Annotated in this window: 28 protein-coding genes; 23 read left to right on the forward strand and 5 right to left on the reverse strand. The window is 68.0% G+C overall.

The window, feature by feature from the left end:
* Positions 1–10: 10 nt before the first annotated feature.
* Positions 11–322, reverse strand: coding sequence for a PLDc N-terminal domain-containing protein (locus tag ACFWYW_RS36980; RefSeq protein WP_379625270.1), 312 nt, complete (start codon positions 320–322; stop codon positions 11–13).
* Positions 323–692: 370 nt separating this feature from the next.
* Here ACFWYW_RS36980 and ACFWYW_RS36985 point away from each other — a divergent pair, with 370 nt between their 5' ends.
* The gene (locus ACFWYW_RS36985) at positions 693–1,499 is read left to right on the forward strand and encodes a hypothetical protein (RefSeq protein WP_379625272.1); all 807 of its coding nucleotides are present in this window, start codon (positions 693–695) and stop codon (positions 1,497–1,499) included.
* A gap of 10 nt (positions 1,500–1,509) precedes the next feature.
* Entirely contained in the window at positions 1,510–1,752 is a 243-nt protein-coding gene (locus ACFWYW_RS36990) for a hypothetical protein (RefSeq protein ID WP_379625274.1), read from the forward strand.
* Positions 1,753–2,006: 254 nt separating this feature from the next.
* Here the strand turns inward: ACFWYW_RS36990 and ACFWYW_RS36995 are convergent, their stop codons facing one another.
* Positions 2,007–2,228: a BldC family transcriptional regulator gene (locus ACFWYW_RS36995; protein WP_157248821.1), complete on the reverse strand. Its 222-nt coding sequence runs from the start codon at positions 2,226–2,228 to the stop codon at positions 2,007–2,009.
* 277 nt (positions 2,229–2,505) lie between these two features.
* Between ACFWYW_RS36995 and ACFWYW_RS37000 the strand changes: the two genes are divergently transcribed.
* Complete coding sequence (locus ACFWYW_RS37000; RefSeq protein WP_379625276.1) at positions 2,506–2,724, forward strand: DUF4229 domain-containing protein; 219 nt, start codon at positions 2,506–2,508, stop codon at positions 2,722–2,724.
* On the opposite strand, the gene ACFWYW_RS37005 is transcribed toward ACFWYW_RS37000, so the two are convergent.
* A complete protein-coding gene (locus ACFWYW_RS37005) occupies positions 2,721–3,932 on the reverse strand; it encodes a hypothetical protein (RefSeq protein ID WP_379625278.1) in 1,212 nt (403 codons plus the stop codon). The two genes, ACFWYW_RS37000 and ACFWYW_RS37005, sit on opposite strands and share 4 nt — an antisense overlap.
* 109 nt (positions 3,933–4,041) lie before the next feature.
* Between ACFWYW_RS37005 and ACFWYW_RS37010 the strand changes: the two genes are divergently transcribed.
* From ACFWYW_RS37010 to ACFWYW_RS37090, 17 genes are all read left to right on the forward strand, one after another.
* Entirely contained in the window at positions 4,042–4,761 is a 720-nt protein-coding gene (locus ACFWYW_RS37010; protein ID WP_184958610.1) for a demethylmenaquinone methyltransferase, read from the forward strand.
* 225 nt (positions 4,762–4,986) lie between these two features.
* Positions 4,987–6,225, forward strand: coding sequence for a geranylgeranyl reductase family protein (locus tag ACFWYW_RS37015; protein WP_379625281.1), 1,239 nt, complete (start codon positions 4,987–4,989; stop codon positions 6,223–6,225).
* Between the two features lie 76 nt (positions 6,226–6,301).
* Positions 6,302–6,697 (forward strand): NADH-quinone oxidoreductase subunit A, encoded by a 396-nt coding sequence (locus ACFWYW_RS37020; RefSeq protein WP_184958606.1) that lies wholly within the window; start codon positions 6,302–6,304, stop codon positions 6,695–6,697.
* 2 nt (positions 6,698–6,699) lie between these two features.
* Entirely contained in the window at positions 6,700–7,251 is a 552-nt protein-coding gene (locus ACFWYW_RS37025) for an NADH-quinone oxidoreductase subunit B family protein (protein ID WP_184958604.1), read from the forward strand.
* On the forward strand, positions 7,248–7,919 hold the full coding sequence (locus ACFWYW_RS37030) for an NADH-quinone oxidoreductase subunit C (RefSeq protein WP_379625284.1): 672 nt from the start codon (positions 7,248–7,250) through the stop codon (positions 7,917–7,919). Before ACFWYW_RS37025 ends, ACFWYW_RS37030 begins: the two co-directional genes overlap by 4 nt.
* A complete protein-coding gene (locus ACFWYW_RS37035; protein WP_379625286.1) occupies positions 7,916–9,241 on the forward strand; it encodes an NADH-quinone oxidoreductase subunit D in 1,326 nt (441 codons plus the stop codon). The genes ACFWYW_RS37030 and ACFWYW_RS37035 overlap by 4 nt, the downstream gene beginning before the upstream one ends.
* The gene (gene nuoE, locus ACFWYW_RS37040; protein WP_379625288.1) at positions 9,238–9,894 is read left to right on the forward strand and encodes an NADH-quinone oxidoreductase subunit NuoE; all 657 of its coding nucleotides are present in this window, start codon (positions 9,238–9,240) and stop codon (positions 9,892–9,894) included. Before ACFWYW_RS37035 ends, nuoE begins: the two co-directional genes overlap by 4 nt.
* Entirely contained in the window at positions 9,891–11,180 is a 1,290-nt protein-coding gene (gene nuoF / locus ACFWYW_RS37045; protein WP_379625290.1) for an NADH-quinone oxidoreductase subunit NuoF, read from the forward strand. The genes nuoE and nuoF overlap by 4 nt, the downstream gene beginning before the upstream one ends.
* Positions 11,177–13,552: an NADH-quinone oxidoreductase subunit G gene (locus ACFWYW_RS37050; RefSeq protein ID WP_379625292.1), complete on the forward strand. Its 2,376-nt coding sequence runs from the start codon at positions 11,177–11,179 to the stop codon at positions 13,550–13,552. The genes nuoF and ACFWYW_RS37050 overlap by 4 nt, the downstream gene beginning before the upstream one ends.
* Positions 13,549–14,886: an NADH-quinone oxidoreductase subunit NuoH gene (gene nuoH / locus ACFWYW_RS37055; protein WP_379625294.1), complete on the forward strand. Its 1,338-nt coding sequence runs from the start codon at positions 13,549–13,551 to the stop codon at positions 14,884–14,886. Before ACFWYW_RS37050 ends, nuoH begins: the two co-directional genes overlap by 4 nt.
* A complete protein-coding gene (gene nuoI / locus ACFWYW_RS37060; protein ID WP_090931991.1) occupies positions 14,873–15,388 on the forward strand; it encodes an NADH-quinone oxidoreductase subunit NuoI in 516 nt (171 codons plus the stop codon). Before nuoH ends, nuoI begins: the two co-directional genes overlap by 14 nt.
* Entirely contained in the window at positions 15,381–16,145 is a 765-nt protein-coding gene (locus ACFWYW_RS37065) for an NADH-quinone oxidoreductase subunit J (protein ID WP_379625296.1), read from the forward strand. Before nuoI ends, ACFWYW_RS37065 begins: the two co-directional genes overlap by 8 nt.
* Positions 16,142–16,438: an NADH-quinone oxidoreductase subunit NuoK gene (nuoK, locus tag ACFWYW_RS37070; RefSeq protein WP_184958585.1), complete on the forward strand. Its 297-nt coding sequence runs from the start codon at positions 16,142–16,144 to the stop codon at positions 16,436–16,438. Before ACFWYW_RS37065 ends, nuoK begins: the two co-directional genes overlap by 4 nt.
* Positions 16,439–16,508: 70 nt before the next feature.
* A complete protein-coding gene (gene nuoL / locus ACFWYW_RS37075; RefSeq protein WP_379625330.1) occupies positions 16,509–18,356 on the forward strand; it encodes an NADH-quinone oxidoreductase subunit L in 1,848 nt (615 codons plus the stop codon).
* Positions 18,356–19,915 carry an NADH-quinone oxidoreductase subunit M gene (locus ACFWYW_RS37080; RefSeq protein WP_379625299.1) on the forward strand — a complete coding sequence of 520 codons (1,560 nt, stop codon included), beginning with the start codon at positions 18,356–18,358 and terminating at the stop codon, positions 19,913–19,915. Before nuoL ends, ACFWYW_RS37080 begins: the two co-directional genes overlap by 1 nt.
* Positions 19,912–21,495 carry an NADH-quinone oxidoreductase subunit NuoN gene (gene nuoN, locus ACFWYW_RS37085; protein ID WP_379625301.1) on the forward strand — a complete coding sequence of 528 codons (1,584 nt, stop codon included), beginning with the start codon at positions 19,912–19,914 and terminating at the stop codon, positions 21,493–21,495. The genes ACFWYW_RS37080 and nuoN overlap by 4 nt, the downstream gene beginning before the upstream one ends.
* Before the next feature lie 8 nt (positions 21,496–21,503).
* Positions 21,504–22,493, forward strand: a complete 990-nt coding sequence (locus ACFWYW_RS37090; RefSeq protein ID WP_379625303.1) for a polyprenyl synthetase family protein — start codon at positions 21,504–21,506, stop codon at positions 22,491–22,493.
* Here the strand turns inward: ACFWYW_RS37090 and ACFWYW_RS37095 are convergent.
* Complete coding sequence (locus ACFWYW_RS37095; RefSeq protein WP_379641183.1) at positions 22,485–22,823, reverse strand: hypothetical protein; 339 nt, start codon at positions 22,821–22,823, stop codon at positions 22,485–22,487. The two genes, ACFWYW_RS37090 and ACFWYW_RS37095, sit on opposite strands and share 9 nt — an antisense overlap.
* 2 nt (positions 22,824–22,825) lie before the next feature.
* Positions 22,826–23,743, reverse strand: a complete 918-nt coding sequence (rarD, locus tag ACFWYW_RS37100; protein ID WP_379625305.1) for an EamA family transporter RarD — start codon at positions 23,741–23,743, stop codon at positions 22,826–22,828.
* A gap of 124 nt (positions 23,744–23,867) precedes the next feature.
* Between rarD and msrA the strand changes: the two genes are divergently transcribed.
* Genes msrA through ACFWYW_RS37115 form a run of 3 tightly spaced genes read left to right on the forward strand, consistent with a single transcriptional unit; the run spans position 23,868 to position 25,413 of the window.
* Positions 23,868–24,527: a peptide-methionine (S)-S-oxide reductase MsrA gene (gene msrA / locus ACFWYW_RS37105; RefSeq protein ID WP_379625307.1), complete on the forward strand. Its 660-nt coding sequence runs from the start codon at positions 23,868–23,870 to the stop codon at positions 24,525–24,527.
* Between the two features lie 55 nt (positions 24,528–24,582).
* A complete protein-coding gene (locus ACFWYW_RS37110; protein ID WP_379625309.1) occupies positions 24,583–24,891 on the forward strand; it encodes a type II toxin-antitoxin system prevent-host-death family antitoxin in 309 nt (102 codons plus the stop codon).
* A gap of 3 nt (positions 24,892–24,894) precedes the next feature.
* Positions 24,895–25,413: a type II toxin-antitoxin system RelE/ParE family toxin gene (locus ACFWYW_RS37115; protein ID WP_379625311.1), complete on the forward strand. Its 519-nt coding sequence runs from the start codon at positions 24,895–24,897 to the stop codon at positions 25,411–25,413.
* Positions 25,414–25,444 lie beyond the last annotated feature (31 nt).

The following is a 25,444-nucleotide window of genomic DNA, read 5'->3' on the forward strand; positions in this document are numbered from 1 at the left end:
CCGCAGGAGCTCACTCCTCCCCGCGCATCCGCTTGTCGAGGTCGCGCAGGAACTCCGGGTCGTCCTCCGGTCCCTTGGGCGGATCCTGGCGCGGCGGCGCCGGGCGCCGCGGCATGCGCAGGGGACCGTCCTCGGCGCCGCCGCGGGCGGGCCTGCCGAGCAGGAACCACAGAATCCCGCCCACCACGGGGACGAGGATGATGACGAGCACCCAGAGGGTCTTTGGCACGTTCCGCACCTCGTCCTCCGGCGTCGTGATGACGTCGAACAGGGAGTAGAGCCAGAAAGCCAGCACCGCCAGGGTGACCAGGACACCTGCCATGCCCGAACTGTAAGCCATCCGAGGCGTGATCGTGCTTGCTCGGTGTCCCATTTCGGATGACTCGGGAAGATCGGCCGCGTACCGTGGAACCGGATCAGGTGGAGCGGCGGGGTTTCACCTGATGGGCAGGGTGTCTAGGGGTGAGATGGCCTTCTCCAGCGACAAGGGCCGGCATCGACGTGGACGTTGGTGGCGGCGCGGGTCCTACCTCTTCTCGCGCCGTGGTGACGCGCCGCCGGAGGCGGACCGCTCGTTCTGGTCCCGTGACACGCCCGCGGAGGGCTTTCGCGAGGCCGAACGGAAGCGTGCGGAGAGGTCAGCCGGGGCAGACGGGCCGCCCTTCCGGGCACAGCCGCAGGCCGAGCGGAGCGTGTGGCCGTTCCGAAGACGCGAGCGCGTCGAGCGCGCGGAAGAGGCGGAGCAGGCGCGGCGACCCGAGCGGGCCGACGAGCCCGGCTGGCGGCGCGAGCGGCTGCCCGCCGCGGTCGTGGAGCGGCCGCAGTACACCTGGCACGACTTCGAGCTCACCGACCTGCCGCCGCGCGCGCAGCCCAACCGGCCCGACGCGCCCGTCCAGGCGGACGGCTTACGCCACTGCGGCGAGTTGGAGGCCGTCCTGCACCGTCAGTGGGACGCCCGGCTCGGTCCGCCCTCGCCGGAGGCCGTGCGCGCCGTGGAAAGCCTCGCCCGGTTGCCCGAACGGCTGAAGCGCAAGCTCGCCATCGGACTCGAAGGCATCTACGTCGGCGCCGGCGGCGTCCCCGACCTCGACGACATGGGCTATCTGCGCGGCGCCCCCCTGCCCTCCGGCAAGGCCTCCTGGGACATCTGCGCCGGCGCGTACGGCGACCGCAAGATCGTCGTAGGCGATCGGCCCTCTCCCACCCCCGACGTGATGATGCACGAGGTCGGCCACGCCCTCGACGACATCGACTCCCCGCATGGCGATTGGGTCTCCGACTTGCCCGAGTTCGTGGCACTCTACGAGAAGGCCGCTCCCATGCTGGCCTCCGCCTTCCACCGGCAGGGCGGGGGGCTCGGCCGCAAGGAGTTCTTCGCGGACGCCTTCGCCGCGATCTCCTCGCGCCAGCGTCCCGCGCTGGTCGACATGCTGGGCGGTGACACGCGGATGGCCCTCGACGTCATGTTGTTCTTCAACCGGCGCTACGGAATCTAGGTGATGAGCGATGTACGTCATCCGGCTCGCTGACGGGACCCTGCGCGTGCCGCAGAGCCTGACCAGTGAAGACGGGCGTCTCATCGGCAACGCGTATGTGGAACTGGAGCCCGGGGATCCCGACTACGAGCGATGGCTGCCGGAGTCGTGCACCGAGGAGGAGGCGGCCGAGCGGCGTGCGCGCTGGGCGGCGGAGAACGACGAGCTGGAACAGGAGTTCCTGGCCTTCAAGGCGGAGCAGGAGGACGCCTGACATCGGGGGACAACCCTGACCGACGGGGGGTGGTGGTCACCGCGACGGCCTGAGGGGTGGAGGCCGGGTCGTGGTTCGGGTCGTCCGGGCAATGTACGTAGAGGGCGTGGGCACGCGTGCCGGGATTCAGCGCGGGGTGGGGCGCTCGTTTCGGTCCTCGGCCACGGGGGGCCGGGCCGTACCGGCGAGAAGAGCGTGCCTGTGGGATCCGTGGCGGTGATCCTGCGGCGCAGGATCACCGACCTGACGGAACGTCAAACGCGCGGGGACTCACCTGCCGGCCGTTCGGCCGTAAGAACGTCCTCGCCTCTAAGAAGGGCGTGCACTTCCGACTCGCGGAAGCGACGGTGCCCTCCGGGGGTGCGGATACTGCTGATGCGGCCTGCCGCAGCCCAGCGTGTAACCGTCTTTGGGTCTACCCGGAAGAGGGCGGCAACCTCTCCTGGGGTCAGCAGACGCTCGCTGCTACTCTCCACCAATCTCTCCCCCTCGCATCCCGCTTCCTGCCAGCGGGCGGACAGGTAACCAGTGTGTCGAGCGAAGCCTGATTTATCCGTGGTTTTCGACAAAGATCACGGGTTGTTATCGGCTGACTGCCCGATTGTTATATGATAGAGCCTCTTTGGGGCTCTCGTGGGTGTTTCTTTACGAAACACCCTGACTGGGAACAGTAGCAGTGCTCGCGCCCGATGCGAAGAGCGGCAGCGGGTACGGCTCGCAGGGGCACGACCAGGAGCGAGTAGCCTCTGACCTGTGCATCCCGTTCTCGTTTACACCGCGTCGCGCATCGGCTTGTTCATCGTGACCCTCGGTGTCCTGTACTTGCTCGGACTGCAAAATCCGCTGGTGCTGATCCTGGTGGCTTTCCTGATCAGCGGTGTGGCCAGCTACGTCCTGCTGTCCAAGCAGCGTGACGCCATGAGCGCCCGCATCAGCGACAAGATCAACCGGCCTAAGCCGCAGGACGACTAGGGCAGAGGGAACATGCCAATCCGGGCATGGTACTCCCGTCCGAGTCGAGTTGTGTCACTACCAACGAGTAGTCCGCGGCTGTACGCCAGAAATGCCTTGACGCCGATACCGCGTTCACGTCCCGGATTCCACGCCAGCGCCTTTCCGGTGCGCGGATCGAGGGCGGCGATGCCCTCTCTGGGCACGGCGCCGGGCCCCGCCGAGTCACGGCCGCGCGGGTTGTTCATCCAGCGCTGATGCCCGCCCACGTAGACGGCCGCGCCGGTCGCCGCGACCGAGTAGAGCGAGTCGCCGCCGGTGTGGTTCACCCAGGTCGGCCGGACGCGCTGGCTCCTGGTGTAGGTCTCGAACCTGGCCGCGCTGTCGCACAGGCGCCGCGGGTCGCCGTTGCCGCCGGTCGTGACGACCACGAAATAGTCGCCTCCGGGTGACAGGTCGAGGCCGCGGACATAGGTGGGGAAGACGTCCTGGCACTTCGGCTCGTACGCGGCCGTGCGCCAGTTGGCCACCCGGGGCGTCGACGAGGAGATGTCGATCACGCCGAGCTGGGGCCGCGGCTCGCCGTCGAGCGTGGTGAAGCTGCCGTCGACCACCAGCCGGTCGGCGCTCGCGGCCAGCGCGTGAACCTTGACCTTGGGGGTGCGGGGCAGGCCGGGCTCGATGGTGAAGCGCGGGTCGGCGGCGCCGGTCGTGGCGTCGAGCCTGGCCAGGGCGGTTCTCGGCGAGGTGAAGTCGCCGCCGGTGTAGAGGTGGGCGCCGCGCCTGGCCAGCGTGGTCACGACGCCGCCGGACACGCGCGGGGCGAAGCCGCGTACCGTCGAGCCGTCGGACAGGCTCAGGCGGGTCAGGGCGCGCGCCCGTGTGCGGTTGACGGACGGGAAGTCGCCGCCGACGTAGACGGTGCCGCCGGCGCCGGCGGCCAGCGCGTGGACCGGACCGGCGACGTCAGGGGCGAAGCCGGGCAGGACGGCGCCGGTGGCCAGGTCGAAGGCGAAGAGGTTGCTCCGGGGGAGGGTGGTCGTGCGTCTCGCGTCGGCTACCTCGCTGAACGAGCCGCCGACCACCACGGTGCCGCCCACCAGGGCGATGGTGTTGACGATGCCGTCGAGGACGTGGGGGGTGGTGTCGGCCGGGTTGGCGGACACCACGCGGGTGTGCGTGACAGGGGCCATCGTGATGACCGCTGCAAGGGTGACACGCGCGAACATTCGCCAAGTTCTAGCAGACGGTGCGTTATGGAGTGGCTACTTTCCGTTCATTGTCGGGATAGGGCACACGCGATGAGGGCCTTACGGGCGGGGGCAATAGGCTTGACGCATGACCCGCGCTCAGTTGGACAAGCAGCCGCACGAGGTCGCCGCGATGTTCGATCGCACGGCCCGGCGCTATGACCTCGTCAACGATGTGATCTCGTTCGGTCAGGTGCGCTACTGGCGCAAGGCGGTCGCCGCGGCCGTGGACGCGGGGCCGGGAGAGGTGGTCCTCGACCTGGGCGCGGGGACGGGCACCTCCACCGACAGCTTCACCACGCTGGGCGCGCGGGCGATCGCCTCCGACTTCTCGCTGGGCATGCTCCAGACCGGCGTGCGCCGCCACGGGGGCAACGCGCTCAGCGGCCCCGGGATCCCGTTCGTCGCGGGTGACGCGATGCGGCTGCCGTTCGCCGACGACAGCTTCGACGCGGTGACGATCTCGGTGGCGCTGCGCAACGTGCACGACACCCCCGTGGCGCTGCGCGAGATGCTGCGCGTCACCAAGCCGGGCGGCCGGCTGGTGATCATGGAGTTCTCGCACGTGACCGTCAAGTCGTTCGACCTCTTCTACCGCGAGTACCTGATGAAGATGCTGCCCAAGGTGGCCAAGGTCCTCGGCTCCAACGACGACTCCTACGAGTATCTGGCCGAGTCCATCAGAGACTGGCCGGACCAGCCGTCGCTGGCGCGGATCATCCAGGAGGCCGGCTGGGAGCGTGTCGCCTGGCGCAACTTGAGCCTCGGCATCGTCGCCATGCACCGCGGCTTCAAGCCCGCCTCATGAACGAACCCCCCGACTGCCACTTTGCCCCGCAAAAGCGTTAGACTGCGGGCCGACAAGTTTGTGAAGGGGTTCACAAAGGAACGAAGGCGCCATACCCCACGGCCTTCGAGTGTGTAGGACAGGACAGGACAGTCCAGTGACCGTGCCAGCAGCCATACGCCAAGCGCAGGAGCTCGCCACGAGAGAGCGAGGCACGATGCCAACGAGTGGTGAGCGGGCGCGACCATGAACACAGTTGACGCTGACGTCATCGTCGTCGGCGCCGGTCCCTCAGGCTCCGCGACCGCGTATTACCTGGCCCGAGCAGGGCTGGACGTGCTCCTCCTGGAGAAGACGCGTTTCCCCAGGGAGAAAGTCTGCGGAGACGGCTTGACCCCACGCGCGGTCAAGCAACTGCAGAACATGGGCGTCGACATCGACGGGCCCGGCTGGATCAGGAACAAGGGACTGCGGGTCGTCGGCGGCGGGCTCCGCTTCGAGCTCGACTGGCCGCAGCTCGACAGCTTCCCCGACTTCAGCCTGGTCCGCACCCGCCAGGACTTCGACCAGATCATGGCCGCCCACGCGGTGAAGGCCGGGGTACGCCTCATGGAGGGCGTCAACGTCACCGGCCCGATCCTGGACGATCGCAGCGGGCACGTGACCGGTGTCACCACCAAGGACGGCGCGACCTACCGCGGCCGCCTCGTGGTCGCCGCCGACGGGAACAGCACGCGCATGGCGCTCGGGATGGGGCTGCACAAGCGCGAGGACCGTCCGATGGGCGTGGCCGTACGCACCTATTTCCAGAGCCCGCGCCACGACGACGACTACCTCGAGACGTGGCTCGAACTGTGGGACCAGGACACGCTGCTGCCGGGCTACGGGTGGATCTTCCCCGTCGGCGACGGCACCAGCAACGTCGGGCTCGGCCTGCTCAACACCAGTGACGCCTTCGGCAAGATCGACTACCGTGAGCTGCTCAAGCGGTGGTGCAGGAACATGCCCGCCGAATGGGCCTTCACCGAGGAGAACATGACGGGGCCGATCCGCGGTGCGGCCCTGCCGATGGCCTTCAACAGGCAGCCGCACTACACCCGCGGCCTGGTGCTCGTCGGCGACTCCGGCGGCGCCATCAATCCGTTCAACGGCGAGGGCATCGCCTACGCCATGGAGACGGGCGAGATCGCGGCCGAGGTGATCGCGAAGGCGCTTCGCGGTACCACCCCCGCGCAGCAGGAACGTATCCTGCGCACGTACCCGCAGGTCCTCAAGGACGCGTATGGCGGATATTTCACCTTGGGCAGATTGTTCGTCGAAGCGATCGGGAAGCCAGGTGTGATGAGCTTCGGTACGAGGCACGGGCTGCCTCACCCGAGGCTGATGCGCTTCGCGCTCAAACTCCTTGGTAATCTCACCGACCGGCGAGGCGATGCGTCAGACAGGATCATCAACGCACTCTCGAAGGTCGCCCCACCAGCATGAACCGCAGACCCACCCGGCAAACTTATAGGTCAGACTGCGCGCCCGCGCGCGTTGCGACAGAAGAGGAGGCGTAGCGATGGACCTTTATGTGCCCATCCTGGTGCTCGCCATTCTCGCGGGAGGCTTCGCGATCTTCTCGGTCGCGGTCGCTCCCTTCACCGGTCCCAAGCGCTGGAACCGCGCCAAGCTTGACGCCTACGAATGCGGCATCGAGCCGACGCCCCAGCCTGTCGGTGGCGGACGCTTCCCGCTGAAATACATGATCACCGCGATGCTGTTCATCGTGTTCGACATCGAGATCATCTTCCTTTATCCGTGGGCGGTCTCCTTCGCCCCGCTGAAGGGCGCCGACGGCCAGGTGATCGCCTCGGGCCTCGGGGTGTTCGCGCTGGTCGAGATGGTGCTGTTCATCGTCACCGTGCTTGTCGCCTATGCGTACGTGTGGCGCCGCAAGGGTCTGGACTGGGACTGATTATGGGACTTGAAGAGAAACTCCCCAGCGGGTTCATCCTCACCACGGTCGAGCAGGCCGCCGGTTGGGCGCGCAAGAACTCCGTGTGGCCGGCCACCTTCGGCCTCGCATGTTGCGCCATCGAGCTGATGGCCACCGGTGGCCCCCACTTCGACCTGGCGCGCTTCGGCATGGAGCGCGCTTCGGCGTCTCCCCGCCAGGCCGACCTGATGATCGTCGCCGGTCGCGTGTCGCAGAAGATGGCGCCGGTCGTGCGCCAGATCTACGACCAGATGGCCGAGCCCAAGTGGGTCATCTCCATGGGCGTGTGCGCCTCCAGCGGCGGCATGTTCAACAACTACGCCATCGTGCAGGGCGTGGACCACATCATCCCGGTCGACGTCTACCTGCCCGGCTGCCCGCCGCGGCCGGAGATGCTGATCGACTCGATCGTGAAGCTGCACGACAAGATCCAGAACATGAAGTTCGGCGCGCACCGCAAGAAGCAGATCGACGAGCTCGAACTGCAGGCCCTGCGCACGCTTCCGCTGATCGACCAGGGGGCGGGCAAATGAGCGACAACCTCCCCGAGGTACCGGGGACCGAGCCGCCGCAGACGCCGATCGCCCGGCAGGGCATGTTCGGCGCGCACGACACCGGTGACACCTCGGGCTACGGCGGCCTCGTCGTACGGCGGGCCCCCGAACTGTCCACCCCCCGCCCCTTCGGCGGCTACTTCGACGCCCTGGTCGACACCCTCGACCTGGACGACGCCATCGAGCGCGTCGTCGTCGACAGGGGCGAGCTGACCCTCCACGTCAAGCGCGAGCGCCTGGTGGAGGTCCTGCAGAAGCTGCGCGACGACGCCGCCCTGCGCTTCGAGCTGTCGCTCGGCGTGACCGGCGTGCACTACCCGCACCTGCAGGGCGAGGAGCTTCACTCGGTCGTCCACCTGGTCTCGATCACCCACAACACCCGGGTGCGCGTCGAGACCTGCGCGCCGGACGACGACCCGCACATCCCGTCGTCGGTCGCCGTCTACCCGACGCACGACTGGCACGAGCGCGAGGCGTACGACTTCTTCGGCATCGTCTACGACGGCCACCCCGCGCTGACGCGGATCATGATGCCGGACGACTGGGACGGTCACCCCCAGCGCAAGGACTACCCGCTGGGCGGCATCCCGGTCGAATACCGCGGCGCCACGATCCCCGCGCCGGACGAGAGGAGGTCCTACTCGTGAGCACGGGCTATGACGAGGCGACCGAGGGCAAGGTCTACTCGGTCAGCGGCGGCGACTGGGACGAGGTCGTCACCAGCGCGCGCGACTCCGAGGAAGAGCGCCTGGTCATCAACATGGGCCCGCAGCACCCGTCCACGCACGGCGTGCTCCGCCTGGTCCTGACTCTCGACGGTGAGACGGTCACCGAGGCGCGCGGCGTCATCGGCTACCTGCACACCGGCATCGAGAAGAACATGGAATACCGGACGTGGACCCAGGGGACCACGTTCGTGACCCGCATGGACTACCTCGCGCCGATCTTCAACGAGACCGCGTACTGCATGGGTGTGGAGAAGCTGCTCGGCGTCACCGACCAGATCCCCGCGCGGGCCCAGGCGATCCGCGTGATGATGATGGAGCTCAACCGCATCGCCTCGCACCTGGTCGCGATGGGTACGTTCGGCATGGAGCTGGGCGCGACGACGCCGTTCCTGTTCGGCTACCGCGACCGCGAGCTGATCATGGATCTGTTCGAGTACATCACCGGCCTGCGCATGAACCACGCCTACGTACGGCCGGGCGGCGTCAGCGTCGACCTGCCCGCGGGCGCCGTGGACAAGGTGGGCGAGTTCCTCAAGGAGATGCCCAAGCGGATCAAGGACGTCCGCAAGCTTCTCGACGAGAACCCCGTCTACGTCCGCCGCACCAGGGACGTCGGCTACCTCGACCTGACCGGCTGCATGGCGATGGGCGTCACCGGCCCGATCCTGCGCGCCGCCGGCCTGCCCTGGGACCTGCGCAAGTCGCAGCCCTACAGCGGCTACGAGACCTACGACTTCGAGGTCGCCACCGAGCGCGGCTGCGACGTCTACTCCCGCTACCTGGTGCGCATGAAGGAGATGGAGGAGTCCCTCAAGATCATCGAGCAGGCTCTCGACCGGATCGCCGGTCCGCTCAAGGGCAAGCCCGTGATGGTCGAGGACAAGAAGATCGGCTGGCCGGCGCAGCTCGCGCTGGGCCCCGACGGCCTCGGAAACTCGCCCGACCACATCGCGCACATCATGAGCAGCTCCATGGAAGCCCTGATCCACCACTTCAAGCTGGTGACCGAGGGCTTCCGGGTGCCGGCCGGCCAGGCGTACGCCTCGATCGAGTCGCCCAAGGGCGAGCTCGGCGCGTACGTGGTCAGCGACGGCGGCACCCGGCCCTATCGCGTGCACTTCCGCGAGCCCTCCTTCACGAACCTGCAGGCCTTCCCCGCCATGACGGAAGGCGGCCAGGTCGCCGACGTGATCGCCGCGGTGGCTTCTATCGACCCGGTTATGGGAGGTGTTGACCGGTGAGCTATTCACCGGAGGTCCGCGAGCGTCTTGAGCGGGACGCGAAGGAGATCATCGGGCGTTACCCGAAGACTCGTTCCGCGCTGCTGCCCCTGCTGCACCTGGTGCAGTCGGAGGAGGGCTACGTCTCCGACGACGGCCACGAGTTCTGCGCGGAGATCCTGGGCCTGAGCAAGGCCGAGGTGGTGGGCGTCTCGACGTTCTACACCATGTACAAGCGCCGCCCGGCCGGAGACTTCCACGTCGGCGTCTGCATCAACTCCCTGTGCGCCGTCATGGGCGGCGACCAGATCTGGGAAGAGCTGTCGGAGCACGTCGGCGTCGGTCACGAAGAGGCGACCGCCGACGGCAAGGTCTCGCTTGAGCGCATCGAGTGCAACGCGGCCTGCGACTTCGCCCCGGTCATGATGGTCAACTGGGAGTTCTTCGACAACCAGACGCCCGACTCGGCCAAGCAGCTCGTCGACGACCTGCGTGACGGCAAGAGCATCTCGCCGACCCGCGGCCCGAAGAAGCTCTGCACCTTCAAGGAGGCCTCGCGCGTGCTCGCCGGGCTGCCCGACGAGCTGGCGGGCGACGGCCCCTCGGCCGCCGGCGCCTCGCTGGAGGGCCTCAAGGTCGCCAAGGCCAACGGATGGAAGGCCCCTGAGGCATGACGACTACGCTGACGCCGGTCCTGACCGCCAACTGGGACCAGCCCAACTCCTTCACGCTCGAGGGCTACGGGCCCTACGAGGCGGCGAAGAAGGCCCTGGCCATGGATCCCGACGCGGTCATCCAGGCCGTCAAGGACTCCGGCCTGCGCGGCCGCGGCGGCGCGGGCTTCCCCACCGGCATGAAGTGGGGCTTCATCCCGCAGGGTGACGGCAAGCCCCACTACCTCGTCGTCAACGCCGACGAGTCGGAGCCGGGCACCTGCAAGGACATCCCGCTGATGATGGCCAACCCGCACTCGCTGGTCGAGGGCATCATCATCACGTCCTACGCCATCCGCGCCAACCACGCCTTCATCTATGTACGCGGCGAGGTGCTCCACGTCATCCGCCGGCTGCACGCGGCCGTGCGCGAGGCGTACGAGAAGGGCTACCTCGGCAAGGACGTCTTCGGCTCCGGCTATGACCTCGACCTGGTCGTGCACGCGGGCGCTGGGGCGTACATCTGCGGCGAGGAGACGGCGCTGCTCGACTCGCTCGAAGGGCGTCGCGGTCAACCTCGGCTCAAGCCCCCGTTCCCGGCCGTGGCGGGCCTGTACGCCTCGCCTACTGTCGTGAACAACGTGGAGTCGATCGCCAGTGTTCCCTCGATCGTCACCAACGGCGCCGACTGGTTCGCCGGGATGGGCACGGAGAAGTCGAAGGGCTTCGGCATCTTCTCGCTGAGCGGGCACGTCACGCGGCCCGGCCAGTTCGAGGCGCCGCTGGGCATCACGCTGCGCGAACTGCTCGACATGGCCGGCGGCATCCGCGCGGGCCACGAGCTCAAGTTCTGGACCCCGGGCGGCTCCTCCACGCCGATCTTCACCGCCGAGCACCTGGACGTGCCGCTCGACTTCGAGCAGGTCGGTCTCAAGGGCTCGATGCTCGGCACCCGCGCGCTGCAGATCTTCGACGAGACCACCTGCGTGGTCAGGACCGTGCTGCGCTGGACGGAGTTCTACGCCCACGAGTCCTGTGGCAAGTGCACGCCCTGCCGCGAGGGCACCTACTGGCTCAAGCAGGTGCTCAAGCGCCTGGAAGCCGGTCAGGGCACCGAGGAGGACCTGTCCACGATCACCGACATCGCGGACAACATCCTCGGCCGGTCCTTCTGCGCCCTGGGCGACGGCGCGGCCAGCCCGATCCACTCGTCGGTGAAGTACTTCCGCGACGAGTACCTCAAGCACTTCGAGGTCGGCGGCTGCCCGTTCGACGCGAAGAAGTCCACTGTCTGGGGTGACCAGTGACGACCACCGCTGTAGAAACCTCCCTGGTGACCCTGAGCATCGACGGCTTCCAGGTCAGCGTCCCCAAGGGCACCCTGATCATCCGCGCCGCCGAGCTCCTGGGCATCCAGATCCCGCGGTTCTGCGACCACCCGCTGCTCGACCCGGCGGCCAACTGCCGCCAGTGCCTGGTCGACATCCCCGACGCCGGCAACGGTCGCGGCTTCCCCAAGCCGCAGCCCTCCTGCGCGATCGAGGTCGCCCAGGGCATGGTCGTGCAGACCCAGCTCACCTCGCCGGTGGCCGAGAAGGCGCAGCGGGCGGCCATGGAGTTCCTGCTCCTCAACCACCCGCTCGACTGTCCGGTCTGCGACAAGGGCGGCGAGTGCCCTCTGCAGAACCAGGCGATGTCCAACGGCCAGGGCGAGTCCCGCTTCCACGAGCACAAGCGGACCTTCCCCAAGCCGCTGCCGCTGTCGACGCAGGTGCTGCTCGATCGCGAGCGCTGCGTGCAGTGCGCGCGCTGCATCCGCTTCTCCGACCAGATCGCCGGCGACCCGTTCATCGACTTCTTCGAGCGCGGGGCCAAGGAGCAGGTACGGGTGGCCGACGGCCAGCCGTTCGAGTCCTACTTCTCCGGCAACACCGTCCAGATCTGCCCGGTGGGCGCGCTGACCGGCGCCGCCTACCGCTTCCGCGCCCGGCCGTTCGACCTGGTCTCGACGCCGAGCGTCTGCGAGCACTGCGCCTCCGGGTGCGCCCAGCGCACCGACCACCGCCGCGGCCGGGTCACCCGCCGGCTGGCCGGTGACGAGCCGCAGGTCAACGAGGAGTGGAACTGCGACAAGGGCCGCTGGGCGTTCACCTACGCCACGCAGCCCGACCGGTTGAAGACGCCGCTGGTCCGCAACGAGGAGGGCGTGCTCGTCCCGGCCTCCTGGCCGGAGGCGCTGACCGTCGCGGCCGAGGGCCTGGCCGCCGCCCGCGGCAGGACCGGCGTCCTGCTCGGCGGCCGGCTGACCGTCGAGGACGCCTACGCCTACTCCAAGTTCGCCAGGCTCGCGCTCGGCACCAACGACATCGACTTCCGCGCCCGGCCGCACTCGGCCGAGGAGACCCAGTTCCTCGCCCACGCCGTCGCCGGCAAGGGCATCGAGGTCTCCTACACCGACCTGGAGAAGGCCCCGGCCGTCGTCCTGGTCGGCTTCGAGCCCGAGGAGGAGTCGCCGATCGTCTTCCTGCGCCTGCGCAAGGCCTGGAAGAAGCATGGCCTGAAGGTCACCGCGATCGCGCCGTTCGCCGCCAAGGGGCTGGCCAAGATGGGCGGCACGCTCATCCGCACCGCCCCCGGCGCCGAGGCCGAGGCCATCGGCGACCTCATCGGCACGCTGGCCGAGGGCACGATCGTGCTCGCCGGCGAGCGGCTCGCCACCGCCCCGGGCGCCCTGTCCGCTCTGGTACGGCTGAGCGCCGCCACCGGCGCCAAGGTCGCCTGGGTCCCGCGCAGGGCCGGTGAGCGTGGCGCCATCGAGGCCGGCGCGCTGCCGAACCTCCTGCCGATCGGCCGCCCGGTCGAGGACGAGAGCGCCAGGGCGGAGATCGCCAGGGCGTGGAACGTCGCCTCGCTGCCGGCCACGCCCGGCCGCGACACCGACGGCATCCTGGCCGCCGCCCGGGCCGAGGAGATCGACGCGCTGGTGATCGCCGGCGTCGACCCCTACGACCTGGCCGACCCGGCCGCCGCGCTGGCCGCGTTGGAGAACACGCCGTTCATCGTCAGCCTGGAGATCCGCGCGAGCGCGGTCACCGACCGCGCCGACGTGGTGCTGCCCGTCGCGGCCGTGCAGGAGAAGTCCGGCACGTTCGTCAACTGGGAGGGCCGCGGCCGCTCGTTCGAGGCGCCCATCAGGGTGCCCGGCCTGCAGAGCGACCTCCACGTGATCGGCAATCTGGCCGACCGCCTGGACGTGCACCTGGGCCTGCCCGACGCCAAGGCCGCCCGCCGCGAGCTCGGCTCGGTCGGCGCCTGGCGCGGCAGCCACGTGGCCGCGCCCAACGTCGGCGGCGGTGCCGCCGGGGCGCCGCAGGCGGGTCAGGCGCTACTGGCGACCTGGCACCTGCTGCTCGACGACGGCCGCCTGCAGGACGGCGAGCCCTACCTCGCGGGCACCTCCCGCGCGGCTGAGGCGCTGGTCTCCGAGAGCACCGCGGCCGAGATCGGCGTGGGCGACGGCGACAAGCTCGTCATCGGCGACGCGATCACGCTGCCGGTGCGCATCGCCGAACTGCCCGACCGTGTGGTGTGGGTGCCGGCGAACTCCGGCGGCAGCTCGGTCACCCGCGACCTGCGCGCGGTGTCCGGCGACATCGTCACGATCGGGAGCGCTTCATGATCCTCCTCGCCACGGAACCGACCCTCGCCGACTTCGGCAAGGATCCGCTCTGGATCACCATCGTCAAGGCGCTGATGCTCTTCGTCTTCCTGATGCTGGGGATCCTGTTCGGCGTCTGGTACGAGCGCAAGCTCATCTCCAAGCTGCAGAACCGCATCGGTCCCAACCGGGCGGGCAAGTTCGGCCTGCTGCAGTCGGTGGCCGACGGCCTGAAGATGGGCCTCAAGGAGGACCTGTTCCCGAACACGGTGGACAAGGCGCTCTACCTGATGGCTCCGGTCATCATGGTGATCCCCGCGTTCCTGGCCTTCTCGATCACGCCGTTCGCCGGCATGGTCAACCTGTTCGGGGTCCAGACGCCGCTGCAACTCGTGGACCTTCCGGTCGCGGTGTTGTTCATGCTGGCCATGGGCGCCATCTCGGTGTACGGCGTCGTGCTGGCCGGGTGGTCGTCGCGCTCGCCGTACGCGCTGCTGGGTGGTTTGCGGAGTGCCGCGCAGGTGGTCTCCTACGAGATCGCCATGGGACTGTCCTTCGTCGGCGTGTTCCTGTTCGCCGGGACGCTGTCCACCTCGGAGATCGTCAAGGCGCAGGCCACGGGCGGGGAGTTCTGGGGCATCCCGATGCCCTCCTGGTACGTGGTGCTGCTGCTGCCGTCCTTCCTGATCTTCGTGATCTGTGGCTTCGGCGAGGCCGCCCGTATCCCGTTCGACCTGCCCGAGGGCGAGGGCGAGCTGGTCGGTGGTTTCCAGACCGAGTACTCCTCCTCGCTGAAGTTCGCCCTGATCATGATGGGCGAGTACCTGCACACGTTCACCGCGTCGGCGATGGCGATCACGCTGTTCCTGGGCGGCTGGCAGGCGCCCTTCGGCCTGCCGGACGAAGGCTGGTGGGGACTGCTCTGGTTCTTCATCAAGTTCGTCCTGGTCTTCTCCTTCGTGGTCTGGGTACGCGCCTCGCTGCCGCGTGTCCGCTACGACCAGCTGATGTCGCTGGGCTGGAAGGTCCTCATCCCGCTGAACCTGGCGTGGATCATGCTTGTGGCCTCGGTCCGGGCGATCATGTACGTCAGGGAGGGTCCGACCTCCGGCTTCGAGGGGAGCATGGCGGTCGTCCTGACGATCACCGCCATCGTGGTCCTCGGCGCGCTCGGCATCTGGGCCCGGTTCGACACCGTCAACCAGCGCCGCAAGGAAGCCGAGAAGGCCAAGGTCGCCGCGGAGTTCGAGGAGCTGGACCGCGAGCCGACCGCCGGCGGATTCCCGGTGCCGCCGCTCGATCTGCCGCACTACCACGGGGTGCAGCACAAGGAGGTTCCCAGTGGGACTAACTGATTGGCTGAACCCCGTCAAGGGCTTCGGCGTCACCTTCCACACGATGTTCAAGAAGCCCGTCACGGTGAACTACCCGGAGGAGAAGCGGCCCACGGCCCCTCGCTTCCACGGTCGCCACCAGCTCAACCGCTGGCCCGACGGGCTGGAGAAGTGCGTCGGCTGTGAGCTGTGCGCATGGGCCTGTCCGGCCGACGCGATCTACGTCGAGGGCGCGGACAACACCGAGGAGGAGCGCTTCTCCCCGGGCGAGCGTTACGGGCGCACCTACCAGATCAACTATCTGCGGTGCATCCTGTGCGGCCTCTGCATCGAGGCTTGCCCGACTCGCGCGCTGACCATGACCAACGAGTACGAGCTGGCCGACACCAACCGTGAAAGCCTCATCTACACCAAGGAGATGCTGCTCGCACCGCTGACGCAGGGCATGGAGCAGCCGCCGCACCCGATGCGGCTCGGTGAGACCGAAGAGGACTACTACCGCCTGGGACGGACCAATGGGTGAGCAAGTCACTTTCTGGGTGCTCGCCGTCGTGTCCGTGGCGGCAGCCCTGGGCGTGGTGTTCAGCCGCAAGGCGGTCTACTCCGCGCTGATGCTCGGCGGCGTCATGCTCTGCCTGTCGGTGCTGTACGCGGCGCAGGACGCGCCGTTCCTCGCCGCGGTGCAGATCATCGTCTACACCGGCGCCGTCATGATGCTCTTCCTGTTCGTGCTCATGCTGGTGGGCGTCGACTCCTCCGACTCCTTCGTGGAGACGTTGAAGGGGCAGCGCTTCTGGGCCGCGATCGCCGGGCTCGGCTTCGCCTCGCTGATCATCCTGGCCGTCGGCAACGCCGTCTTCGGCAACGCCAAGGGCCTGGCCGCGGCGACCGGTCAGGGCGGCTACATTCGCACGCTGGCCGGGCAGATCTTCACCCGCCACGTGTTCGCCTTCGAGGTGACCTCGGCGCTGCTGATCACCGCCGCGCTCGGCGCGATGGTCCTCGCCCACCGCGAGCGGCTCACCGCCAAGGCCACGCAGAAGGACCTCTCGCGCGCCCGGTTCCAGGGCGACCAGCCCTCGCCGCTGCCCGGCCCCGGCACCTACGCCCGGAGCAACGCCATCGACATGCCGGCGCTGCTGCCCGACGGCTCGGTCTCCGAGAAGTCGGTCAACCGCTACATCGCGCGCTACGACGTCGAGCACGGCCACCTGCCCGCCGACCCGAAGCTCGCCGAGGCGATCAAGCACTCGGTCGAGGTCGAGGAGGACTCGAAGTGACGACGCAGTACCTGATCCTCTCGGGGCTGATTTTCGCCATTGGCGCGCTCGGTGTGCTGATCAGGCGTAACGCGATCGTGGTGTTCATGTGCGTGGAGCTGATGCTCAACGCCTGCAACCTCGCGTTCGTCACCTTCGCCAGGCAGAACGGCAACCTCGAAGGCCAGATCATCGCGTTCTTCGTGATGGTGGTGGCCGCGGCCGAGGTCGTGGTCGGTCTGGCCATCATCGTGACGATCTTCCGAACCCGCAGGTCGGCGTCCGTGGACGACGCGAACCTGCTGAAGTACTGAGGGGTGACTGGTGGATCCCGTTAAGATCGCCGATTTCGCCGGCAGCGGCGCGATCGGTGTGTCATGGCTGATGATCGCCTTGCCACTCCTCGGCGCCGCGATTCTGCTGGTTCTCGGCCGGATCACGAACAAGTGGGGACACCTGCTGGGCGTGGCGATGTCGCTCGCCTCGTTCGTCGTGGCGGTGCTCGGGTTCGTGGAGTTGCTCGGGCTTCCCGAGGAGAACCGGCGGCTGGCCGTACACCTTTATGAGTTCATCCCCGGCATGGTCGACATGGGGCTGCTGATCGACCCGCTGTCGATCAGCTTCGCGCTGCTGATCACGGGTGTCGGATCGCTGATCCACATCTACTCGATCGGCTACATGTCGCACGACCCCGAACGGCGCCGGTTCTTCGCCTACCTGAACCTGTTCGTCGCGGCGATGCTGCTGCTGGTGCTGTCCGACAACTACGTCGGGCTGTTCATCGGCTGGGAGGGCGTGGGTCTCGCGTCCTACCTGCTCATCGGGTTCTGGCAGTTCAAGCCGTCGGCCGCGGTCGCGGCGAAGAAGGCGTTCATCGTCAACCGCGTCGGTGACTTCGGCCTGCTGGTCGGCATGTTCATCATCTGGACCTCCTTCGGCACGCTGGCCTTCGGCGACCTGCAGGGCAAGGTGGGCGAGGCCTCCTCGGGCACGCTGACCGCGATCGGGCTCCTGCTGCTGCTCGGCGCGTGCGGCAAGTCGGCCCAGCTCCCGCTGCAGTCCTGGCTCCTGGACGCGATGGAGGGCCCGACCCCGGTCTCGGCCCTCATCCACGCCGCGACCATGGTCACCGCCGGCGTCTACCTGGTGGTCCGCTCTGGCGCGTTCTTCGAGGCATCCAGTACGGCTTCGCTCGTCGTCGCCATCGTCGGCGTCGCGACCCTGCTGGCCGGTGCGATCATCGGTTGCGCCAAGGACGACATCAAGAAGGGCCTGGCCGGCTCGACGATGTCGCAGATCGGCTACATGATGCTCGGCGCCGCCCTCGGCCCCGCCGGCTACGCCTTCGCGATCGCGCACCTCATCGCGCACGGCTTCTTCAAGGCCGACATGTTCCTCGGCGCCGGTTCGGTCATGCACGCCATGAACGACGAAGTGGACATGAGGAAGTACGGCGGGCTCCGCAAGCTCATGCCGATCACCTTCGCCACCTTCATGGTGGGCTACCTGGCGATCATCGGCTTCCCGTTCCTGTCCGGGTTCTACACCAAGGACGGGATCATGGAGACGGCCATGGAGCACGGGCAGTGGATGGGCTGGCTGGCCGTGCTGGGCGCGGGCATCACCGGCTTCTACATGTCCCGCATGATCTTCATGACGTTCTTCGGCGAGAAGCGCTGGGACAAGGACGCGCACCCGCACGAGTCGCCCTCGGTCATGACGGTGCCGCTGATCCTGCTCTCGCTCGGCTCGATCGGCCTGGGCTACTACCTGATCAGCGACAACCGGTTCATGAAGTTCCTGGCCCCGGCGGTCGGCCTGCCTGAGCGCCTGCCCGAGTTCCACCTGTTCAGCACCACCACGGTGGGGCTGTCGTCGCTGGCCCTCGTCGCCCTGGGCGCGGGCTTCGCCTGGTACAAGTACGGCAAGTCCGAGGTTCCGGTCCTGGCGCCGCGCGGTTCGTTCCTGACCGCCTTCGCCCGGCGCGACCTGTACGGCGACGCCCTCAACGAGTCGCTGTTCATGCGCCCCGGCCAGTGGCTGACCAGGATCGCCGTCTTCTTCGACAACCGCGGCGTCGACGGCCTGGTCAACGGGCTGGCGGCGGCGATCGGCGGGACCTCGGGCCGCATGCGGCGGCTGCAGACGGGCTTCGCCAGAACGTACGCGCTGTCCATCCTGTTCGGTGCGGCCCTCCTGGCCGGCGCCCTGCTCCTCGTTGGGAACATCTGATGTCACCCTGGCTCCCAATCCTCATGGCGGTGCCCGTCCTGGGCGCCGTCGTGGTGGCCCTGCTTCCCAAGGGCAGCGACAAGCTGGCCAAGCAGGTGACCCTGCTGGTCTCCCTGGTCGTCATGGTGCTGACGCTCGTCATGGCGGTGCAGTTCAGCCCGCGCGGCGACCGTTTCCAGTTCGTGGCCGAGTGCAACTGGATCCCCAGCTTCGGGGTCAAGTTCGGCGTCGGCGTGGACGGCGTCGCGCTGGTGCTGATCGCCCTGTCCGTGGTGCTGGTGCCGATCGTGGTGCTGGCCTCGTGGAACGACGCCGACGGCGTGAAGACGGCGGACGGCACGGTCATCGCGCCGAAGCGGTCGGTCAAGACCTACTTCTCGCTGCTGCTGGTGCTGGAGACGATGATGATCGGCGTCTTCGCGGCGACCGACATCTTCCTCTTCTACATCTTCTTCGAAGCCATGCTGATCCCGATGTACTTCATGATCGGCTCCTACGGCGGCGCCCAGCGGTCCTACGCGGCCGTGAAGTTCCTGCTGTACTCGCTGTTCGGCGGCCTGCTCATGCTGGTCGCGGTCATCGGGCTGTACTTCGCGGCGGGCAAGGGCACGTTCATGTTCCCCGAGCTCGTCGGCGCCATCCAGGACCCGGCCACGCAGAAGTGGCTGTTCGCCGGATTCTTCATCGCCTTCGCCATCAAGGCGCCGCTGGTGCCGGTGCACACGTGGCTGCCCGACGCGGCGGCCCAGGCTCCGGCGGGCGCGGCCGTACTGCTGGTGGGCGTGCTCGACAAGGTCGGCACGTTCGGCATGCTGCGCTTCTGCCTGGAGCTCTTCCCCGAGGCGGCCAAGGCGTTCACGATGCCGATCGTGGTGCTCGCGGTGATCAGCATCATCTACGGCGCGATCGTCGCCATCGGGCAGACGGACATGAAGCGCCTGATCGCCTACACCTCGATCTCGCACTTCGGCTTCATCGTCATGGGCGTCTTCGCGATGTCCCAGGTCGCGCAGTCCGGCGCCGCGCTGTACATGGTCAACCACGGCTTCGCCACCGGCGCGCTGTTCCTGGTCGCGGGCTTCCTCATCTCCCGCCGCGGCTCGCCGTACATCGCCGACTACGGGGGCGTGCAGAAGGTCGCCCCGATGCTGGCCGGGTTCTTCCTGGTCGCCGGTCTGGCCGGGCTGTCGCTGCCGGGGTTGTCGTCGTTCGTCAGCGAGTTCATGGTGATGGTCGGCACGTACTCCAGCGAGGCGTTCGGATCCGGCGCCCTCGCGGTGGCGGCGATCGTCTCCGCGGTGGCGGTCATCCTCGCCGCCGTCTACATCCTGTGGATGGTCCAGCGGGCGCTGAACGGCCCGACGGCCGAGTCCGTCAAGGGCTTCAAGGACCTCAACGTCCGCGAGGTCGTGGTGCTCGCCCCGCTGGTCGCCCTGATCATCGGGTTCGGCTTCTTCCCGAAGCCGCTGCTCGACGTGATCAACCCGTCGGTGCAGCACACGCTCACCAACGTGGACGTCAAGAACCCCGCCATCGCTGAGAAGGGGGCCGGAGAGTGAACGGCTTCGAGGCGCCGACCATCGAGTACGGGCAGCTCGCGCCGCTGCTGCTCGTCTTCGGCGCGGCCTGCATCGGCGTCCTGGTGGAGGCGTTCGCGCCGCGCTACCTGCGCAAGTCCATCCAGGTGCCGCTCTCGCTGCTGAGCCTGATCGGCGCGTTCGCGCTGGTCATCGTGCAGGTGGCCAGGGGCGGCGTGCCGACCACGGCCTCGGCGATGGGCGCCGTCGCGGTGGACGGTCCTTCGTTGTTCATCTGGGGCGTCATCCTGGTGCTCTCGCTGGGCGCCGTGCTGATGGTCAACGACGACGGGCACTTCGTCGCGTCGGCGGCGGCCGTACCCGGGAGTGCGGATGAGGAGGAGGCGGAGACGAGCGGTGGCGCGCACACCGAGGTCTACCCGCTGGTGCTCTTCGCCGTCGGCGGCATGCTGCTGTTCGCGGCCTCGCACGACCTGCTGGTGATGTTCGTGGCCCTTGAGGTCATGTCGCTGCCGCTGTACCTGCTGTGCGGCCTCGCCCGCCGTCGCCGCCTGCTGTCGCAGGAGGCCTCGCTGAAGTACTTCCTGCTCGGCGCGTTCTCCTCGGCCTTCTTCCTGTACGGCATGGCCATGATCTACGGCTACGCCGGCACGGTCAGCCTGCCCGGGATCAGCCAGTCGATGTCCACCGGCTCGCTCATGGACCCGCTGCTGCTGCTCGGCCTCTCGCTGCTCGGCGTGGGCCTGCTCTTCAAGATCGGTGCGGCTCCTTTCCACGCGTGGAAGCCGGACGTCTACCAGGGCGCCCCGACGCCGGTCACCGCCCTGATGGCCTCCGGCACGCTGGTGGCGGCCATGGGCGCGGTCCTGCGGGTGTTCTGGGTGGCTCTGGGCAACCTGGACTGGGACTGGCGTCCGGTCATGTGGGTGGTCGCGGCGCTGACGATGATCGTGGGCGCGATCCTGGCGATCACGCAGACCGACATCAAGCGCATGCTGGCCTACTCCTCGATCGCGCACGCGGGCTTCCTGCTCATCGGCGTGATGGCGACGTTCGAGGCCGCGGAGAAGAACGCCGCCTCGCTGTCGGCGATCCTGTTCTACCTGCTGGTCTACGGCTTCACCACCGTGGGCGCGTTCGCCGTGGTCACCATGGTGCGCGACCCCGGCGGCGAGGCGGGTCATCTGTCCCGCTGGGCCGGACTCGGGAAGCGATCTCCGCTGCTTGCCGGTGTGTTCGCTTTCTTCCTGCTGGCTTTCGCTGGTATCCCTCTGACCAGCGGGTTCTTCGGGAAGTACGCCGTGTTCGCGGCTGCCGTGAGCAGTGGCGCGCAGACCGGAGACTCGATGGGCGCGTGGATGACCGGCCTGGTCGTCGTGGGTGTCATCGCCTCGGCGATCGCGGCCTTCTTCTACGTCCGCGTCATCGTGCTGATGTTCTTCAGCGAGCCTGCCGCCGACGGCCCCACCGTGGTCGCGCCCAGCATGGGCACCGCGGTGGTCATCGGCGTCGCGCTGCTGGTTACGGTAGGAGTCGGGCTTTTCCCGCAGCCCGCACTCGACATCGCCAACCAGGCTGCGTCCGGCCTGTTCATTAGATAGGGGTACCTATGTCCGCGCCACCGGTTGTTGATCTGCCCATTGAGGACGAGCGGTTGGCGCAGGACATCGCCAGTGGGCTGAACGCGGTCGAGAAACTGCTGCGCTCGTCGGTCGAGAGCGAGGACGCCTTCGTCACGGAGGCGTCCAAGCACCTCATCGAGGCGGGCGGCAAGCGGTTCCGGACGCTGATGCTGCTGCTGGCGGCCCAGTTCGGCGATCCGTCCGCGCCCGGCGTCGTGCCGGGCGCGGTGGTGATCGAGCTCACGCACCTCGGCTCGCTCTACCACGACGACGTCATGGACGAGGCTCCGGTACGGCGCGGCTCCCCGTCGGCCAACGCCCGGTGGGACAACACCGTGGCCATCCTGACCGGCGACTACCTGTTCGCCCAGGCCTCCGACCTCCTGGCCGACCTCGGCCCTGACCTGATCAGGGTCCAGGCGCAGACGTTCTCCCGGCTCGTGCAGGGCCAGATCAGGGAGACGATCGGCCCGCGTCCCGGCGACGACCCGATCTCGTTCTACATCAACGTGCTGGCCGACAAGACCGGCTCGCTCATCGCCGCCTCCGGGCGGTTCGGGGCGCTGCTGTCGGGCGCTCCCACGGGTGTGGAGGAGCGGCTGAGCCGGGCCTGCGAGGCGATCGGCGTGGCCTGGCAGCTCGGTGACGACCTGCTCGACGTGGCCTCGACCTCGTCGGAGTCGGGCAAGACGCCCGGGACGGACCTGCGCGAGGGCATCCGCACGCTGCCGGTGCTCTACCTGCTGGCCTCGCCCGAGGACTCGCGGCTCAAGACGCTGCTGTCGGGGCCGGTGGCGGAGGAGGACCTGGAGGAGGCGCTGACGCTGCTGCGGGCGCACCCGGCGATGGCTCAGGCCCGTGCGGAACTGGCCGCGTGGGTGGACCGGGCGCGGGCCGATCTCTCGGGCCTGCCGAACATCCCGGCGAAGGACGCGTTCCTGGCTCTGTGCGACTACGTGGTGGAGCGCTCAGGCTGATTTTTCGGGATATATCCGATCAAAGCGTAGGTTGCGGCGTAGTCGACCGCCGTCGCGGCGGTCGACGACCAGGTGGTCCTTGGCCTTGGTCGCCCGGACGACGACCTGCTCGTCTCTGAGATGGCCTGTGGTCTCGAAGGTGTACGCGCCGCCGTCGCGCGTGTAGCGGGCCGTGTGGACGCCGGCCGGCGGGTCCTCCCGGCGGAGCCAGGTGGCGATGAGCGCTCCGCTCTGGGGGGTGGGGGCCGGCCGTACCAGAACATCCAGGACGAGACCGTCGGGATAGAAGCGGAAGACCTGCTCGTCTCCGGCGTAGATGCCGTCGAGCACGGTCAGGCCGCAGTCTTGACCAGCTCGGCGGCGGCCCGCTTCCGGTTGGCCCGCGCGGCGCTGATGCTGTCGTAGGTGAAGACCGACAGGGCCAGCCACACGATCGAGAAGCCGATCCAACGGCTCGGCGGCATGGTCTCCTTGACGATCAGCACGCCGCACAGGAACTGCAGGATCGGGGCGATGTACTGCAGGACGCCGATCGTGCTCAGCGGCACCCTGATGGCCGAGGCGGTGAAGAACATCAGCGGAATCGCGGTGATCAGCCCCGCCCCGGCGAGCAGGAGCGCGTGGCCGGGGTTGGTGTGGCCGAAGGTGGCCTGGCCCGAGGCCTCCAGGAAGACGAGGTAGCCGAGGGCGGGCGTGAGCAGGACCAGGGTCTCGACGGTGAGGCTCTCGGCGGCGCCGACGTTGGCCTGCTTCTTGACCAGCCCGTACACACCGAAGCTGACGGCCAGCGTGAGCGCGATCCACGGCAACCGGCCGTAGTCGAGGGTGAGCACGACCACCGCCAGCATGCCGAACCCCACCGCCGCCCACTGCAGCGGCCGCAGCCGTTCGCGCAGCAGCAGCACACCGAACAACACGCTGACCAGCGGGTTGATGAAGTACCCCAAGGCCGCCTCGACGACGTGGCCGGTGTTGACCGCGTAGATGTAGGTGCCCCAGTTGACCGTGATGATCACGGCGGCCAGGGCCAGCAGGACGAGCTTCCTGGGCTGCTTCAGCAACTCCCTGAACCACGACCAGTGCCGCCTGACCGCGAGGATGACGACCACGGCCACCAACGACCACGCCATGCGGTGGGCGAGGATCTCAAGCGCCCCCGAGGGCTTGAGCAGCGGCCAGTAGAGGGGGAACAGTCCCCACATCGCGTAGGCCGCGACCCCGAACAACACACCACGCTTCTCGTCAGGCATGTAGCCCATTTTCGGACATTACATGCTTAAACACAAACGCGTACTACTATGTGGGATTATTTAGGTTGTCTTAACGGTTTGCACCTGTGTTCCGGTCTGTAGGGTGGAAACCAGGAGGTGCACCATGGGTTGGCTGTTCGGCAACAAGACATCGATGGTCCGTCAGGAGGAGGCCCTGCCGGGGCGCTCCACCCGGATCCCGGTGCCCTCGCGGCACGCCGTACTCGATGCTCCGCTGGCTCCGCCGTACCCGGAGGGGCTGGAGATCGCCGACTTCGGCCTCGGCTGTTTCTGGGGCGCCGAGCGCAAGTTCTGGCAGACCGAAGGCGTGTACACGACCGCGGTCGGCTACCAGGGCGGCTACACCGAGAACCCCACCTACGAAGAGGTCTGCACCGGCGCCACCGGCCACACGGAGGCGGTCCGCGTGGTGTACGACCCGGCCAAGGTGTCGTACGAGGAACTGCTCAAGCTCTTCTGGGAAAACCACGACCCGACCCAGGGCATGCGCCAGGGCAACGACGTCGGCACCCAGTACCGATCGGCGATCTACTACCACTCGCCCGAGCAGGAGAAGTCCGCTCTGGCATCCCGAGACGCCTACCAGGCCGTCCTGAAGGCATCCGGCTACGACGAGATCACCACAGAGATCGCCCCGGCCCCAGAGTTCTTCTTTGCCGAGGACTATCACCAGCAGTACTTGTTCAAGGTCCCGAACGGCTACTGCGGCATCGGCGGAACCGGAGTCGCGTGTCCGGTGGGTCTGACGTCCGGCGACGCGTGAGGCGATGCTCAGGCAAGAGCCTGCGGTTCTGTATAGAAAGATGTACAGTTGATGCATGACTGTTCTGCGCGACGCTACTGAGCTGAGTGTCACAGAGGCGGCCCAGCGAGGCGTTGCCCGCCTGGTGGCTGATGCGGAGCACGGGGCCGATCTGGTGGTCACCCGTCGGCATCAGCCAGTGGCGGCCGTGGTGAGCATTCGCCGACTCAATGAGTTGGAGGAAGCAGCGGCCGATTTGCGGGATCTTGCGCTTGTGCTCGCCCGATCGGCCACCGACACGGGGGAGCGGGCCTCGCTCGATGAGGTGCTGGCCGCTTTCGGGCATACTCGCGAGTCGCTGTCCGCGCTCCCGGACGATGAGTGAATTGTGTCCGACGTCGTCTTCACGGCGCCGGCAGTCGACGACCTCCGGCGAATGGGCCCAGACGCGGTGCCCAAGATACTCAAGACGATCCTTCTCCTTCTGGACAACCCTGAAGCTGGTTACCCGCTTGGCGGGGAACTGACCGGTTTCCGGAAGCTGGTGGTCGGTCGCAACACCTGGCGTGTCGTCTACCGCATCACCAAGGACAAGTCGGTGGAGATCTGTGAGGTGTGGGCTGTCGGTGAACGTGCCGACGCGGAAGTGTACGCGGAGGCGACGGCGAGGGTCCGCGAGGCGGGTGCAGGCCGCCCCGAGATCATCCGGCTCGGCCAGGTGATCGAACGCCTCGGCACGTTGGCTGATCACATTCGAGTGGAGAAAGCACCTCCTAGGGAACCGGTTCCGGATTGGCTCGCGGACCGGTTGATCTCCACGGTCGGGATGGCGCGTGAGGACGTTGCCGCTCTTGACCTTCAAGAGGCGGTCGACACGTGGGCTGAGTACCGGTCCAAGCCTCATTAGGTCGTGCATCTACTGCCCGAAGCGAAGTACT

This window comes from Nonomuraea sp. NPDC059023 (assembly GCF_042740095.1).
Taxonomy (GTDB): Bacteria; Actinomycetota; Actinomycetes; order Streptosporangiales; family Streptosporangiaceae; genus Nonomuraea.